Annotated in this window: 15 protein-coding genes; 3 read left to right on the top strand and 12 right to left on the bottom strand. The window is 46.5% G+C overall.

Annotated elements, in window-relative coordinates; genetic code table 11:
• Positions 1-122: 122 nt before the first annotated feature.
• The 4 genes from QUA54_RS19200 to yqeK form a co-directional block, all read right to left on the bottom strand.
• Positions 123-1,076 carry an asparaginase gene (locus QUA54_RS19200; RefSeq protein ID WP_333415879.1) on the bottom strand — a complete coding sequence of 318 codons (954 nt, stop codon included), beginning with the start codon at positions 1,074-1,076 and terminating at the stop codon, positions 123-125.
• A gap of 180 nt (positions 1,077-1,256) precedes the next feature.
• Entirely contained in the window at positions 1,257-1,766 is a 510-nt protein-coding gene (locus tag QUA54_RS19205; RefSeq protein WP_172189954.1) for a CGLD27 family protein, read from the bottom strand.
• 2 nt (positions 1,767-1,768) lie between these two features.
• Positions 1,769-2,188 (bottom strand): ribosome silencing factor, encoded by a 420-nt coding sequence (gene rsfS / locus QUA54_RS19210; RefSeq protein ID WP_333190866.1) that lies wholly within the window; start codon positions 2,186-2,188, stop codon positions 1,769-1,771.
• A 137-nt stretch (positions 2,189-2,325) separates the two neighbouring features.
• Positions 2,326-2,958, bottom strand: a complete 633-nt coding sequence (yqeK, locus tag QUA54_RS19215) for a bis(5'-nucleosyl)-tetraphosphatase (symmetrical) YqeK (protein WP_333415880.1) — start codon at positions 2,956-2,958, stop codon at positions 2,326-2,328.
• A 434-nt stretch (positions 2,959-3,392) separates the two neighbouring features.
• Here yqeK and QUA54_RS19220 point away from each other — a divergent pair, with 434 nt between their 5' ends.
• Positions 3,393-3,518 (top strand): hypothetical protein, encoded by a 126-nt coding sequence (locus QUA54_RS19220; RefSeq protein WP_333415881.1) that lies wholly within the window; start codon positions 3,393-3,395, stop codon positions 3,516-3,518.
• A 45-nt stretch (positions 3,519-3,563) separates the two neighbouring features.
• Here QUA54_RS19220 and QUA54_RS19225 read toward each other — a convergent pair whose 3' ends face one another.
• The 4 genes from QUA54_RS19225 to QUA54_RS19240 form a co-directional block, all read right to left on the bottom strand.
• On the bottom strand, positions 3,564-4,832 hold the full coding sequence (locus tag QUA54_RS19225; RefSeq protein ID WP_333415882.1) for a WcaI family glycosyltransferase: 1,269 nt from the start codon (positions 4,830-4,832) through the stop codon (positions 3,564-3,566).
• Positions 4,833-4,997: 165 nt separating this feature from the next.
• Entirely contained in the window at positions 4,998-5,435 is a 438-nt protein-coding gene (locus QUA54_RS19230) for an ATP-binding protein (RefSeq protein ID WP_333190870.1), read from the bottom strand.
• Between the two features lie 547 nt (positions 5,436-5,982).
• Complete coding sequence (locus QUA54_RS19235; RefSeq protein ID WP_333196620.1) at positions 5,983-6,981, bottom strand: sugar transferase; 999 nt, start codon at positions 6,979-6,981, stop codon at positions 5,983-5,985.
• Between the two features lie 373 nt (positions 6,982-7,354).
• On the bottom strand, positions 7,355-8,023 hold the full coding sequence (locus tag QUA54_RS19240) for a DUF3318 domain-containing protein (RefSeq protein ID WP_172189967.1): 669 nt from the start codon (positions 8,021-8,023) through the stop codon (positions 7,355-7,357).
• Positions 8,024-8,084: 61 nt separating this feature from the next.
• Here QUA54_RS19240 and QUA54_RS19245 point away from each other — a divergent pair, with 61 nt between their 5' ends.
• Positions 8,085-8,216, top strand: coding sequence for a hypothetical protein (locus QUA54_RS19245; RefSeq protein WP_333415883.1), 132 nt, complete (start codon positions 8,085-8,087; stop codon positions 8,214-8,216).
• Between the two features lie 650 nt (positions 8,217-8,866).
• Here QUA54_RS19245 and QUA54_RS19250 read toward each other — a convergent pair.
• Positions 8,867-9,922: a hypothetical protein gene (locus QUA54_RS19250; RefSeq protein WP_333415884.1), complete on the bottom strand. Its 1,056-nt coding sequence runs from the start codon at positions 9,920-9,922 to the stop codon at positions 8,867-8,869.
• A 311-nt stretch (positions 9,923-10,233) separates the two neighbouring features.
• Between QUA54_RS19250 and QUA54_RS19255 the strand changes: the two genes are divergently transcribed.
• Complete coding sequence (locus tag QUA54_RS19255) at positions 10,234-11,412, top strand: DUF3800 domain-containing protein (RefSeq protein ID WP_333415885.1); 1,179 nt, start codon at positions 10,234-10,236, stop codon at positions 11,410-11,412.
• On the opposite strand, the gene QUA54_RS19260 is transcribed toward QUA54_RS19255, so the two are convergent.
• From QUA54_RS19260 to QUA54_RS19270, 3 genes are all read right to left on the bottom strand, one after another.
• Complete coding sequence (locus QUA54_RS19260; RefSeq protein WP_333221600.1) at positions 11,402-11,629, bottom strand: type II toxin-antitoxin system HicB family antitoxin; 228 nt, start codon at positions 11,627-11,629, stop codon at positions 11,402-11,404. The genes QUA54_RS19255 and QUA54_RS19260 overlap by 11 nt on opposite strands.
• Positions 11,630-11,750: 121 nt before the next feature.
• Positions 11,751-13,160: a ferredoxin:protochlorophyllide reductase (ATP-dependent) subunit N gene (locus QUA54_RS19265; protein ID WP_199292772.1), complete on the bottom strand. Its 1,410-nt coding sequence runs from the start codon at positions 13,158-13,160 to the stop codon at positions 11,751-11,753.
• Positions 13,161-13,640: 480 nt separating this feature from the next.
• On the bottom strand, positions 13,641-14,792 hold a 1,152-nt coding region (locus QUA54_RS19270), incomplete at its 5' end, for a hypothetical protein (protein ID WP_333415886.1).

Raw genomic sequence — 14,792 nt, forward strand, 5'->3', positions numbered from 1 at the left:
CGCGTCGCTTTGTGTGTCTTTCTAATATAAACATATCTTTCTGAAAATAGCAACCCCACAATCAAAAAAACTTTTGAGATTGTGGGAGGGGTTGCTGAAATCGGCTCAGAGTCTCGATCGCACTAAAGCATCGAAACTTCCCCGATTACCTCCAAGCGCTTGAAGTCGCTGAGAGTGAGGTAAGTCTCCGAAAGAGTTTCGGCGATGCTCGGAGTAATCCACCCCAACTGCTTGAGCAAGTGAATCGCCACAGCAAATTGAGCGCGCTTTCCCCCATCCGTCACCTTAATTGCCAAGCCCATGCCTTCGCCAACGCGGCCAATGCACTGCACCCCTTCGGCGCCGGACTTGCTCACCAATTCCCCTTGAGTCAAGCGCATCAGTTCCGTGTCAAATTTGCCCTCACCCGCAACCATCATCGGGTGGTGAGTCATAGCGCGGACAATCCGCTCCATATCCACATTGTTGCCGGAGGCTAACTGAGCGTACAAAGACGCCATTTGCCCCAACTGCAACAGATAGGTAGGAGCGCCGCAGTCGTCGCGAGCGCTGATAAACTCTTCGGCAGGCATTGCCAGCAAGTCAGCCACTTTGCCCAAAATAAGCTGCTGGACGGGATGTTTGCGGCGCAAATAAGTTTCCATAGGCCAGTGCAGTTGCTGACAGACAGCCAGCATTCCGGCGTGTTTGCCGGAGCAGTTGTATTGCAGGGCGCTCTTTTTGCCTTCGGGAATGGGGCATTGAAGTTTAGAGGGGTCAATGTCGCAGCGCCACAGGACGTTAAATACCTGGCGCGATTGCTCGATCGTACCTTGATGGGAACTGCAAATAATCGCTAAATCTCGATCGGTCAATTCGTAGCGTTCTAAAGTGCCCGTCGCCGTCACCGCCAAAGCTTGAAAAGGCTTGAGTGAAGAACGGACAAATGAGGCCGTTTCCGAGTTACCAGCAACAGACAGAACGCGACCGCGGTTGTCGCAGACAGCGGCCTGGGCGCGGTGCCTCGATTCCACAATACCTTCGCGCAGCAGTGTGACTTCAAGTTCGGGAGCTTGGGTTCGTTTTCCCCTTGTCATATCAATTTTAGATTTTAGATTTTAGATTTTAGATTGGGGTTCAGGAAGTTATGAGTTGCGAGCTGCCAGTTAAGAGTTATAAAGTTAATCTTTCTGCGATCGTTTCTCACTCATGCACTCCGTGTGCGTTGTTGGCTGTGGGCGGCAATCTCAAAACTCAAAACTCCCTTCCATTCCCGATTACAAACAACTCCAAGTTAGTCCCCCGGCAACCAGCAACACTGTCAAACCATAAAATGTCTGCCGCAGACGCCTGAGAATTGGTTCTAGTTGGTAGTTGACAATCAACTGGTCTTGAAGCAAAACTTCGGGAGTTTTAGGCCAAGATTGACAATCGTACCAGCCAGACTCTTCGTAGACGACCGTGGGATTTGAAAGGCGCGATCGCACGTAGAACCAACCCAAGTAGAGCCGCAGCAAAGCTAATCCTAGAATAAAACCGGCACCTGCGGCACCGCTGAGGACAAACTGAGCTGGATACTTGACAGGAGCAAAGCTAGAAGCAGCTATCGGCACCGATACCAAGCAACTCCAAGCCCAGACCCAAGCTAGTTTTGCCAGGTATCCGGGCCAATTGAGTGTTACCCAGCTAAAAAACCAGGATTCTTTAAGTTCTTGGTATTCATTGATCGGTCGCTGTTCTTGCGGAACGGGACAAATAGAAGCAGAAACGTTTTTCACATTAGCCATCCTCACGGCGCGGGGGAAAAGTCAATGCGTTCGGCGTGTCCCCAGAACGCTTCTAAATTGTAGAACTCCCGCTCTTGAGGCTTCAAAATGTGAATTATCGCGTCGCCGTAGTCCATGACGACCCAACTAGCGTCTGATAGCCCTTGTGTTCGCAGTGGCAAGCGTTGCCACTCTTCTTCAACTTGGTCTGCTATCGCTTGGGATATGGCTCGTACCTGCACGTTGGAAAATCCGGTGACGATCGCAAAGTAGTCTGCCAAGTAGCATACTTCTGACACCCGGAGTAATACAATATCAACGGCTTTGCGGTCATCGGCTGCTTGGGCAACGGTCATGATCAGGCCGCGGGCTTCGTCTGAGGAGGTGCTGTCCGTTGCTGTAGACTGGGCCCTGGAGTATTCGAGTTGGGTTAGATCTGACATTCAGTGTTTAATTTCCTAATTGATACGGTAAGGAAGAATGGGTGCGCTTTCGCGATCGGTTGTTGGCAGTTTGAGACGGGAAATAGGAGTTAGGTTGAAGCCAAAAGTAAGGACAGGATTGCTGATAAATTTTACTTTTAACTTGTGATTTGTTCGATCGACTTCTCCGTCGAATTTCCTGTTTCCGGCGATCGAGCCATTTGCAGCGCCCAATTGCGCGTAAGTACGGTGCGGGGGTGGATGTAGCAGCGAGTTTCTAGCAAATATTTAAGAGAATAATCGCTAGTTTGCCACACGGCTGCATAAAGATTTTGCAAGCTTGCCTCGCGCAGTGCTTCTAGTTCGGCTGTGTTGCCGCGGCTCGGCTCTATGCTATCTGCTATGAATACGGTACAACTGAGCTGGCTCATGTTTGGTCTGCCGAGGGTGTGATTGGCGATTGCGTCCAAAATTTCTCGATCGACCACCCCTAATTCGTCTCTGGCGACGATCGCGCTTGCGTCTGCGTGCAGCAAATGCGGGTGTGCTTCCAACACTGAGTCTAACTCTAAACCTTCCGCCCTTGCCATTTGCAGCAGCAGTTGAGGTTTGAAGTATTTTGCCAAATCGTGCAACAAACCGGCCGATCGGGCTTTTGCTTCGTCGAGGCCGTAATGGCGAGCCAAGTCACCTGCTACCTGTTCGACTCCGAGGATGTGTTTGATGCGGGCAGCGGGAACGCGGTCACAGAGCCAAGCTAGGACGTTTTCGCGCGCGGGTGCAAGTGTCAAATATTAACTCCAAAATTGTATAGTTTATTTTATTTTAGCGTTTTCTTCTCATTGTCTGGGTTATATCAAAGTCTCGATCCCCCTCGTATCCCCCAAAACATCGGGGAACGAAACAATTCTCTTATCCCCGTCTTATTAAAGGGTGCTAGGGGAGCTCAGGGGAAAGAAAACACGCCCTAGTCTATCTTTTAGAGACATTTTATTTTTTGGATATGTATGATGGATTGGCTGTTCTTTGTAATTATTTCATTTTTTCTACTTTTAGTCAGTGCCATCAAAGTTTTTTTAGTTGATCCACTTCTGGCTTCGATGGTAATTTTGATTGCCATTTTGTTGAAAAGGAGATTTCCGCTAAAAAGCTTAATCGAAATGGGTGTTGTTGGCAGTCAAAAAAAAAATCTGTTATCGCTATTTTACTTTTAATTGGTGCAGTAATGGCTGCCTCGATGGCTGCGGCGACAGTTCCGGTTCTGGTAGATTGGGGAATTAGCTCGATCGACGCTCAGTATTTTATTTTTGAGGCGTTTATCTTAACGAGCGTTATTTCTGTATTGCTCTGAACATCTTTTGGCACTGTACAGCACGCGCGGTTTCAAGCGCCGATCTTATTTTGGCAGCGGTGCCAATATTTTCTCACCATGACTCGCTGCAACGGCCGCAAATAAAGCTTCATAATGATTCAAAGCTTCCTCAAATCCGTAATTCTCCACAGCATAATTTCTGCCTTGCTCGCCCAACGCATCCACCCGATCGGGATTTAAGTACAAATCTTCAACTGCATCTGCCAAAGCCTGCGAATCTTCCGGCGCTACCACCACCCCGCCACCACTTTGCTGCACTGCTTTCTGGGCCGTACCAGTTTCAGGAACCGACGCCAAAATTGCCCTGCCGCTGGCGAGAATTACTTGAATTTTTGAAGGCATATTGAAGTTAGTAACGCGGCGCTTTTGTACGACTAAACTAACATCAGCAGCAGCTAACAATTCGGGCAATTTTTCTCGCGGTTCAAATGGCAGCAACATTACATTATTAGCTTTGTAAGTTTCGCAATCTTTTTGCAAGCGCGCCAAGGCTGTTGATTCCCCCACAATTACAAAAGCGATTTCGGTTATGTGTTTCAAACGAGCCGCTGCTTGGACAACTGTTTGCAAGCCTTGAGTTAGGGCAATATTGCCAGCATAGAGAACGACAAATTTGCCCTTGAGTTTGTGAGTTTCTCGAAATGAGTTATTTTCCTTGGGTAAGGGGCGAATGAAATTGACATCAACCCAATTGGGAACGCACACTATTTTTTCCGGGGGTACTCCTTGAGAGTGCAATTTGTTGACAAAACCGCTGTCGATGACGCTGACTTGGCTGGCTGTGCAGTAGGCCAACTTTTCCAAAGCGTCAGCAATGCGAACTAGCAGTCCGTTTTTTTTGACCAAGCCGACGCGCACGGCTGCTTCTGAGACGATATCCTGAACGTTGAGGACGATCGGGCAAGCGCGAATCCAGCCGTAAAACGCGACTGGGACGCAAATCGGTAAAGGGGGCATGGTCGAGAAAATCACGTCGGGACGCCAGCCTCTGAAGGCTTGGACGGCGCTGGAGGCGACAAAACTGCCGTCTAGCAGGAGTCGGTCTAGCAATGTAGGATGGGGGCCGTTGACGCGCAGGTAGCTGCGCTGAATTGTGACGCCGTTGTGTTCTTCCGTGAGGTAAAATTTGCCCTGATATTGCGGATAAATCCGGCGCTGGGGATAGTTGGGCATTCCTGTGACGACTCGGACTTCGTGGCCGCGCTTGACTAGACCTTGCGCTAGTTCTGTCATCAGGGGGGCAATGCCGATCGGCTCTGGATAGTAGTTATAGGAATAAATTAGAATACGCATAATATTTAGTTTGAAGCAAATTGTCCTGCTGTCGCGTGCATCGAGCCTGCACCCGGTGAATTGCAGAGGATGTGGTTGGGTTCCCGGTAGCACAACAGGGGGCGACGTTAGGATCTCTTCCACCTGAGTGAAAGAAGCCGCCCTGACCGGGCGGGTATCGCGCCATCAAGTAATATTTTTGCGCATTACCAGGCAGTTGCGGCGATCGTCGGTACGGATATACCGAAGCTCGTCTGTGAGCTTGTACATGAACACCAATCCCCTTTCTCCTTCTCTGTCCAAGGGATCGCGCTGCTCTTGCATAATCGAGTGCAGCTTTGCTTCTAAGTTGAAGGGTTGACCCCTGTCCCAAATCCTAATTTCTAAGTAATCGGCAAACACTTTTACCTCAATGTCTATGGGAGTCGCGGGGGGCAAGTTCTGGTGAGCGTGGCGGACAGCGTTTGTAAAGCCTTCGTTGATTATCAGCCGGCACTGCCACCAGAAATCCGCTGGTATCATGGGCAAAACGATATTCTCCAACCATTCCAAAACGGATGTTAAAGCCTTCAGGTCTGTTTCAACCTGAAGGTGCGACTCGGCCTTTGGTTGCTTGTCTTTCATCTTTCTTCCCCCTGGTCGGCCCCCACCACCGCTGTACTCAGCGCCGGAGGGAGAGGAAAAGGAGGGCAAGGTCTTGGCAACATATTAGTTAAGTCAAGCTTGAGTTGAAGAAGCCCGTTTTGCCTCAAGGTGAGCATTCCTTTCGCACCATTTACTCGCACAGCAAATGAGAGACTTCCGATACTGTAACCCGCCTCGGTAGGGCGTTTAAATAGGGAAAATTCCCGAGTCAGCTTGCGAGGCAGTGATTTGAGCTTGAACCGTGTTAGCAGTCGGTACTTTTCTAAACACAGGTGAGTTCTTCTCGTCCTCGAAAATCATGCTGCGATCGTTCGAGTAGGATCTCGAAGTCGCAAATTGCTAATTATTAATGCTCTGATTGCAGAGCTGGCAACTAGCTGCGCATTTTCTGGGCGTGTGAATTTTAACACTTAATGCTAACGTAGCTATCGCTAGCGATCGTCTGCTTGACTAAGTATCAAGTTCGAGTTCCCGCCGCCGGTCCCCAACAGCACCTGAAAGTTCAGGGGTGGGTTGTTGAGGGTTCCTAGACAGCGCCGCTATTTTTGTTAAACAGGACTGTTACAGTTTTAACAATTAGCTTGAGGTCATACACCAGGCTCCAGTTTTGTTGGTATTTTAAGTCTAAACGGATGACATCTTCAAAATCGCGGACTTGAGAGCGACCGTTGACTTGCCATTCCCCGGTCATCCCGGGTTTGACATCCAAACGCTGCCACTGAGGGACTTCGTAGCGCTCAACTTCGTCTGGGGTAGGCGGTCTAGTGCCGACTAGACTCATTTCGCCTTTGAGCACGTTCCAAAACTGTGGCAGTTCGTCGAGACTGGTCTTGCGCAAGATGCGCCCGACTTTGGTAATCCGCGGGTCGTTGTCATTTTTGAAAAATGCGCCAGAAGCTTGGTTTTTGATTTGGTCTTTCATCGCTTCGGCGTTAGTACACATCGATCGAAATTTCCAAATCCGAAATTGTCTGCCCATCCAGCCGCAGCGGGTTTGAGCAAAAAATATCGGGCCTGGATCGTTGATCGTGATGGCTGCGGCTATAGGTACGAGCAAAATTCCTGTAATCATCAAACCGACTATTGCCCCAACGACATCTATCAGCCGCTTCACCCACGATTGCACTGAGGGGTGGGTCATCGGTAGGTGATTGTCCGAGGGGTTGGTCTCTGTGGGAGTTGAGGTTGCAGAGGGCTGCTCGATCGTCAGCACTTGATCTAGGCTGGTGAGAGCAAATACTGCCATCACCTGCGGCTTGAGGCTTCGGAGCACCAAGTCGCTGCCGCGCTGTTTGGCAAATTTCAAATTGCTGACTAAAGCACCAATTCCGCTACTGTCGATGAATGTGGTCTGACTGAAGTCTAGGACGATTTTGCTGGGAACGGTGTTTCCAGAGAAAAGTTGCTGGCAGGTTGTCTTGAAGTTTACCGCTTCAAGTACGCTCAAGCGCACGGGTATGTGAACTGAGGGAGTCTCGTCCAAGTACGTAACCCGAAAATCTGCCTCTGGGGTTTGGCTGACCATGAAGTCCTGGTTTCAAATTTCAAGCTGATGTCTTTAGCTTATTCTGTCCTAGCAGCTCCTCCTTAAGCTAGCTTTATACAAACTTTACAAAAACGCCTTAAAACTCGCCCGCCGAGAGTGATATCCAAGGCAAAAATAGACTTGAGTCTACCAGTCCATGTTTTGGCCCCAAGATTTTTGAACGCAGTCGCTGCCAAACTTTGACATCGGAATCAAGATTTTTGTAGATTCAGGCCGATTAATCTTGTCGTTAATAATTTTTTTGCCTGTCTTGCACCGGATAGCCACCGCAGTTAACAGTTAACAGCTAACACAGAAGTCAACAGTTAACCGTTAACTGCAAAACCCCCGTAACAAGTGTCGGGGGATGAGGTTAAGAATTGTAGACGTTTTCTGACTGGGAAGTTTCGCGGGTGATGGGTTTGACTTTGGCTTTGGCTTTCGCTGCGTTGCGTTTGAGGGCTTGGAGACGAGCTTCGTATTTAGCCCGCTGCTGTTTTTTGGAGGTTTGCTCGATTAAGGTTTTTAAGGCACTGCCGAGGCTTTTGTAGGCGTTTGGGAGTGTGTAGCCGAAGCGGGTGGCGAGGGCGAGGGCTTTTTCGTCGGCGTCTACTGCTTCTTTTAAACTTTTCTCTCCGTTGTTTTTTTGGTAAAGTCTCCAGCCGGAGACGCCGCACAGGGATAGGGCCAGTATTAACAGCAAGCCGTCTTGCACCCAAAGTTCACCGACGGCGCCGCCTAAACCAATGGCGAGGGCTGCCATTTCCCAACCATCTCTGGGGATTGTGTCGTTTTGGATTCTGGCGACTTCGTGCCAAAATAGGAGGTTGCGCTGATCCATTGCTAGCTGTTCCCAGCGGATCAGGTCTATTTGGATTTCTACCTGGTCTTTGCCTATTTCTTCGCTCCGGATCAGGGTAGGATTAACTTCTATTGTTTTTTCTACTGTTACCCAACTTTGGAGTTCTGGGGGCAGTATATTTTTCAAGCGCCGGATCTCACTCATCTCGGCTCTTGCTGTAGAGGTTGCATAGGATGTCATAGCTCCGGCCTATTGATTTTCCAAAGGTTAATATGTGTCTATTTCTGGAGTATAGCAAACCTTGAATCCAAATATAGTCTGGCAACGGGGGTCGATCGACCAATACTTGCAAATTTACTTGATTTTACTCGAAGAGGGCGATCGCAACTGCCGACTCGATCATTTCCTTTGGAGTATTTGGGCGACGGACTGACACTCATCTAAGGCATACAGTACCAGTTATCCTCCTGCTATTTTTGGCTTCTGCTTCGATCATCTTTTTCGCCAAAAATAGCTTTTTTTGTGAATAACTTATCGCTGTTCGATCTATTTTTATCCCTTGGCTTTCTGCCAGGTTAATTAATTAACCGCTTTCAAGATTCGATAGTAACTTGACCAGGCTTTAAATATTAAATCCTAATTTAACCTCAAATATCTTTCGAGTTCTGATATATTTTGGTTTGCGTGTTGAGATAGGGACGGGAGGCGTTGCGGAGAACTGTTTAGCCGTTAAATATTTTTTTGAACCTTGATATTTTAACTTTAATTCACGATTGTCCGGCTAAGTATTTTCTGTGATTGTGTGCAAGAAAACTTGCTGCAATTTCTAATCGTTTTTCGATTTTTCTATAACCAAATCCTTTTGATCTGAGTTTGACAGCTTGCACTTTCTTCCATTTTATGATATTTCTTATAGGTAATTAAATCTTGCAACTCTTCTAGTTGTTCCTCTATCTTATTTTTTTGGGCGTTGCTAATTAACGGTATGAACCTATTTTTTTCGGAAGTTACAAACTCAACCATACTTAGCTTATGGCAATTGTGAAATCTTCAATTATACCTGTATTAAGCAACGCCAAATGATTAAAGTGACTTGAGAAGACCGCTTTCTAACTGATAAATTGCTGCCATGATTCCGCTTTCAGGATTTGTAAGCAGGGACTTTTTGACATCTTTCAAGTATTCTACAATGTGTTCCCGCAAAATCGGTCTTTCTACTTGGACTGTGTGATTGTAATCCCACAAATCCCAAATGATAATCCCGATGCCGACAATAGGGTCAATTAAACTGACTCCCAACTGACTAGCAACTGTACCGCCTGTTTTTGTGGCTACCTTGGCGGCGGCTTTGCTGGCAACTTTGGCGGTGACTTTACTACCAACTTTAGCTGCGACTCCCAAAATTAAGGGTTTAGCAACCAAGTAACCGCTACCGCCAACTAATACTTTTAATGATAAATTCGAGACGTTTCCTTTGTCGCTAATTGTGGTAGCAATATCGTTCAAATATTTGTCCCACTGTACCTGCGGTATGCTATAATTGTTTTGAACTACTTTAACATTTTTGCTAACTTCTGATATGTACAAATTAGCAGTATCTTGAGTGATTAATTGAAAGCGCAGTTGAGCGTTTTTTGGCACCAGCACGCGGTTAGCAAATTCTCTTTGAAAGTCCTCGGTTAATTTTTCTGAAACAGCACGAGATGCTGCTGTCATATCAAACCTGTTGAGTACGGCAGATTTCACGAAATTAAAAGGTACGGTAAACTCCATCTTTTTTTGATTGAAGTAATCAAAGTACCAATCGAGGAAACTGTTGTCAACTCGCGCGATTACTTCGGTTTCCCATTTGTCCAACTCTTTAGATGCGAAAGTTTCGGCAGTTATATGAGATTGTTGGATAGCGTTTTTAACGTCTTGGTTGACTTTGCTAAAATCGTGCGGCGGCGAGACTACAACTGCTGTGGTTCCGGTATTTGTTAGTGACTGGGAAATTAGAAAGTTACCTAATAGGGGAATTATGACTACTAAAATTACGATCGTCCAAATCATCGGTGTCACTGTTTTGATAAACTGACCGATAACTCTGAGACGTTCTGTTTTCTGTGAATAGCTAATTTCTTCCTTGTCTTGACTCATGGGGGTTTCTCAACTGATGAGAGTTGGGCTAGTTTCGATTATAGGCGATCGTACTTGCGATCGTGTTACAGGGGTGTAGCCTGGGATTTTGGAGGGGTTGGGGAAAAAGTGCGATCGACCCACTCTCTTATCATAGCAAGCAGTTTTTATGAGCGTACTCAAATACCAAGTCCTGTATTATTTTGTTAATTCTCCTTTGTGAAAGGAGGCTGTTAAGTTTCATTTCTGAAGTGGTGTGGTTTTGTAATTTTATGTTATACTACCAAAATTACGGGTAATACACACTCCTCACAATTAAACTAAAAATCCCTATGAAACAAACCATTCAAGAAATTTACTGCGATGAATCAGGTTACAATGGTAATAATCTTATGGACCGAGATTCACCGATTTTTGCTTATGCAAGTGTAGCAATTAACCATGAAGAAGCTACAGAATATGTAAATAATATAATTCAAAAATATAAGCTACAAGGTGGCGAATTAAAAGGTCGAAACCTTCTTAAATATCCCAAGGTAATAGCTGAGATATTGATAAATTTTAAGGATCGCATAAAAGTAGCTGTTTATCATAAAAAATTCAACTTAGCTTGCAAATTGTATGAATATATATTTGAGCCAGTTTTATCACAAAAAAACTCTCTATTTTACCATATAAAATTTCACCGATTTATCAGCAACATTTTATATGTAGAGTTTGTATCTCAGAGCGCGGATGCTGAAAAAATATTTAGCGATTTTCAGAAGCTTATGAGAAGTTTGGAGGAGACAGAACTTAACTATCTTTTTAGTTCTTCAAAAACACCTGATATTTCGCCTATACTCGACGGCATAAAGACTTTCTGTATTCATCATAGAGATACTATTAATCAAGAATTAAACTCTTTACAAGGAACTGATATAGGCAAGTGGATTTTAGAGCTTTCGTACCCGGCTTTGTTGTCTATTCTCTGTGACTGGGGAAAAGAGTTTAACCAACTTAAAGTTTTTTGTGATGTTAGTAAACCACTAAAAGAAAACAAGGGACTGTTCGATCCTATGATTGGGATAAAGGATAAGATTGATATGGACTTTTTTCAAGGAGTAAAAGAACCCTGTACATTTAATCTATCCCAAGAAGTTCAATTTGTGGAATCCGATAAATTTCCGGGCATACAAATAGCTGATGTTGCTGCGGCTGCTTGTGCCTATGCTGCTAGAGAAGGTGTCAACCAAAATACAGAGAGCTGGATAGAGCATATACCCGGTATTATAGGTGGCCACTCAGTGATTCCTGATTTAAGTTACACCGACCCACATACATTTGATGCGACCAGAAATTATATGTTGTTAATATATTTGGTGGAGAAAAGTATCAACAAACAGCCATTGCTTGATGGAATAGAAGAGTTTTTATCGGCGGTTACTCATGATTTAAATCTCAATCCGAGCAATCGGATAGCTACTATTGCCGAGAATTGTCGAAGCGACGCACCCTACTTTAACTTTTAGCAGGTAAAGGAATCTCATCGCCGCACTCATAAGCAGTCTCTATCCACAATTCCCTAGCTTCCTGAATATTCTCCATCGCTTCCCACAAAGTTTCCCCCACAGACATACAACCCGGAAGGTCTTTTATTATAGCTGTATAACCTTCAGCTTCTGGATAAAAACTGATAGCATATTTCAGGCTCAAGTAATAATCTAGAGACTTAAAGTTGACTTTCATCTTCTAATTAAAAGAGCGATCGCACACTTCATCCGCGTTCATCTGCGTCAATCCGCCTACATCAGCGGTTCCCAAAAAAATAAGGTGAGCAACGCCCACCTTACTCTCTTACTAAAAACGATTAAACCTTCGCTTCATTCTTCACCAAATTACCCCAACCCAAATCCTTCAGCGAATTATTCCGGCGCAGCGGACGAGTCACCAACTCCAGAATATCCCGCGCATTACCAAACCCGTGAATCTGAGCAAAAGTAAACTCAACAGACCACTTAGTATTAATTCCCCGCGCTTCTAAAGGATTAGCGTGAGCCATACCAGTAATCACCAAATCAATATTCTGCTCGTAAATCCGCTGAAGCTGATTGTAATTGTCTGGTTTCTCCACAATCCGAGGAGTAGGAACTCCCATCTCGTGACAAGTCTTTTCTAACAAAGCCAACTCGGCCGCTTGATAGCGCTTGTCCATGTAAGGAATGCCGATTTCCGGGCAAGTCATGCCGCAGCGAATCAAGAAACGTGCTAAAGAAATCTCCAGCAAATTGTCTCCCATAAAGAAGACTGATTTGCCGCGAATTATTTGCAGGTAATCTTCCAAACCAGCCCAAATTTGCGCTTCCCGTTCGTCCAAACCTTTTGGTTCAATTCCCAACACTGAGCAAATCTTTTCAATCCAAGCGCGAGTTCCGTCAGGGCCGATCGGGAATGGCGCACCAATTAGCTTACACTTGCGGCGGCGCATCAACGTAGAAGCAGTACGCGACAAGAACGGATTCATGCCAGATACATAATAGCCTTCTTCCAATACTGGCAATTCAGTGTAGCGCTTGGAAGGAAGCCAACCGGAAACTTTGATTCCTTGCTTCTTCAATTCTAGAGTTAGCTGAGTAACAACCGGATCGGGCAAAGAACCGAAAAGTACCAGCGGTGTGTGCTTGACATATTCCGATTCATCTGCTGCAACTTCCTCTTTTTTCTTACCGAAATTCAGCAGTTGAGAGATAGCATTTCTTTCTTGCTTCTGAGATTCCATCACGGGCGCTTTCTCAGGGCATTTAGCAGCCATCGCTGCCAAAACGGTATCTTCCCCTTGAGTAAAAGCGTAATCCAAGCCGTTAGCGCGCGCTGTGACGATGGGAATGCCAATTTCTGCTTCGAGTTTCGGCGCTAACCCTTCCAAGTCCATTTTGATGATTTCGGTAGTGCAAGTGCCGATCCAAACAATTACACTGGGGTTACGATCGCGCTTAATTTGCAAGCACAGCCGCTTCAACTCATCATAATCGTTTAACTGAGCGGAAATATCGCCCTCTTCCAACTCAGCCATCGCATAGCGAGGCTCAGCAAAAATCATCACGCCCATTGCGTTTTGCAAGAAATAGCCGCAAGTCTTGGTACCGATGACCAAGAAAAAGCTATCTTCAATTTTTTGATAAAGCCAAGCTACGCAGCTAATCGGACAAAAGGTGTGATAATTGCCTGTTTCGCATTCAAAGTTTAAAGCTTCCGGTTCATTAGTAGTAATAGCAGTCATATTTCAAATGTTCTCCCTTTAAATTGTTTTTAGTCTCGAACAGGACAGGCTCGCTAAGCGAGGAAATACCTGGATTTTGCGATCGCCTCGCTGCTCTCGCGGACGAGAGAAATAGGTTATTTTTTCTATCAAACGCGAACAGGCACAGGAGCGAAAAAAAATCTGTTTTTTGCGATCGCGCTGAAGCAGCGAACAATAATAGAAATACCTGGTTTTGGCGTAATTCCCCTGAAAAATAGATGCAGCCCACTCAATATTTCCGCAGCAGCCGCAGCATCCAAAATTTTTGCTACAAAATTCTGCGCGAGGGCATATAATCCCTCACAGCAGGGATTTAGTGTTCTTCAACTCGCTAAGCCAAAAAGCCTTTTGGCAGTTGTGAGTTTGAGCTAATTAAATAATTAACAGCTCACAACTCACAACTCACAAATAGAGCGGGAAACTTCAAGACTAGGAGAGACGCGGGCGATCGCAACAACCTCACTTAAAATCCGACAAAAAGCCCGAAATTTCTTCATCCTCATCGTCGGAATCCAAATCGCCGAGACCTAAAGCATCTAAATCATCTTCGTCAGGATCTCCGGTAGTTGCTTCCCCCAGATCGTCAAGTCCGAGATCGTCGAGGTCATCGTCATCAGATACAGAGAAATCGTCAATACCGTCTTCGTCCAAGTCGCCCAGATCCATGTCTAGGTCATCTGAGGTCGCTGTCCCAAACGGATCGGGTATTTCTTCCGCGACAAAATCTTCATCTTCTTCCCCAAACGGATCGGATATCCCCGCTTCGAGATCCCCAGAGGTCAAAGTCCCAAATTGTGAGGATGCTTCTTCATCGTCATCGCCGAGGTCGAGACCGCCCAAAGCCGAGGCTTCTTCTTCATCGTCATCGCCGAGGCCGAGACCGTCCAAAGCCGAGGCTTCTTCTTCATCGTCATCGCCGAGGTCGAGACCGCCCAAACCCAAGGCTTCTTCTTCATCGTCGTCGCCGAGGTCGAAGTCAGATACGACATCTTCATCGTCGTCGCCGAGGTCGAAGTCAGATACCACGTCTTCCTCATCGTCACCCATATCGAAGTCAGATACCGCGTCTTCCTCATCGTCGCCGAGGTCGAGACCGTCCAAAGCCGAGGCTTCTTCCTCATCGTCGTCCAGGTCGAAGTCGGAGACTGCTTCTTCCTCATCGTCGTCCAGGTCGAAGTCGGAGACTGCTTCTTCCTCGTCATCGCCCAGATCGAACTCGGAGACTGCTTCTTCCTCGTCATCGCCCAGGTCGAAGTCAGAGACTGCTTCTTCCTCAAACTCATCGAAGGATTCATCGTCGGAGCTCAGTGCTGACGCAGCAGCAGCCAGACCGGCCGCTCCGGCGACTCCAGCGACCACTCCTGCTGCTGCTAAGCCCGCACCGCCTAATTTATTAGATTGGGCTTCAGCGGGTGCAGAAGTTGCAGTTTGAGCCGCTGCGGGTGCAGCAGTTACTGTTTGAGTCGCTGCGGGCGCAGCAGTTGCAGTTTGAGCCGCTGCGGGCGCAGCAGTTGCTGTTTGAGCCGCTGCGGGTGCAGCAGTTGCTGTTTGAGCCGCTGCGGGTGCAGCAGTTGCTGTTTGAGCCGCTGCGGGTGCAGCAGTTGCTGTTTG

The organism is Microcoleus sp. MOSTC5, assembly GCF_036701825.1.
GTDB classification, from domain to species: Bacteria; Cyanobacteriota; Cyanobacteriia; order Cyanobacteriales; family Microcoleaceae; genus Microcoleus; species Microcoleus asticus.

What these genes read in the sequence shown, in the direction of transcription:
- QUA54_RS19200 (WP_333415879.1), bottom strand. Translation starts at nt 1,076, where the DNA reads ATGACAAGGGGAAAACGAACCCAAGCTCCCGAACTTGAAGTCACACTG.
- QUA54_RS19255 (WP_333415885.1), top strand. Translation starts at nt 10,234, where the DNA reads ATGAAACAAACCATTCAAGAAATTTACTGCGATGAATCAGGTTACAAT.
- QUA54_RS19220 (WP_333415881.1), top strand. Translation starts at nt 3,393, where the DNA reads ATGGCTGCCTCGATGGCTGCGGCGACAGTTCCGGTTCTGGTAGATTGG.
- QUA54_RS19225 (WP_333415882.1), bottom strand. Translation starts at nt 4,832, where the DNA reads ATGCGTATTCTAATTTATTCCTATAACTACTATCCAGAGCCGATCGGC.
- QUA54_RS19265 (WP_199292772.1), bottom strand. Translation starts at nt 13,160, where the DNA reads ATGACTGCTATTACTACTAATGAACCGGAAGCTTTAAACTTTGAATGC.
- QUA54_RS19240 (WP_172189967.1), bottom strand. Translation starts at nt 8,023, where the DNA reads ATGACATCCTATGCAACCTCTACAGCAAGAGCCGAGATGAGTGAGATC.
- QUA54_RS19260 (WP_333221600.1), bottom strand. Translation starts at nt 11,629, where the DNA reads ATGAAAGTCAACTTTAAGTCTCTAGATTATTACTTGAGCCTGAAATAT.
- QUA54_RS19250 (WP_333415884.1), bottom strand. Translation starts at nt 9,922, where the DNA reads ATGAGTCAAGACAAGGAAGAAATTAGCTATTCACAGAAAACAGAACGT.
- QUA54_RS19205 (WP_172189954.1), bottom strand. Translation starts at nt 1,766, where the DNA reads ATGGCTAATGTGAAAAACGTTTCTGCTTCTATTTGTCCCGTTCCGCAA.
- rsfS (WP_333190866.1), bottom strand. Translation starts at nt 2,188, where the DNA reads ATGTCAGATCTAACCCAACTCGAATACTCCAGGGCCCAGTCTACAGCA.
- QUA54_RS19235 (WP_333196620.1), bottom strand. Translation starts at nt 6,981, where the DNA reads ATGGTCAGCCAAACCCCAGAGGCAGATTTTCGGGTTACGTACTTGGAC.
- QUA54_RS19230 (WP_333190870.1), bottom strand. Translation starts at nt 5,435, where the DNA reads ATGAAAGACAAGCAACCAAAGGCCGAGTCGCACCTTCAGGTTGAAACA.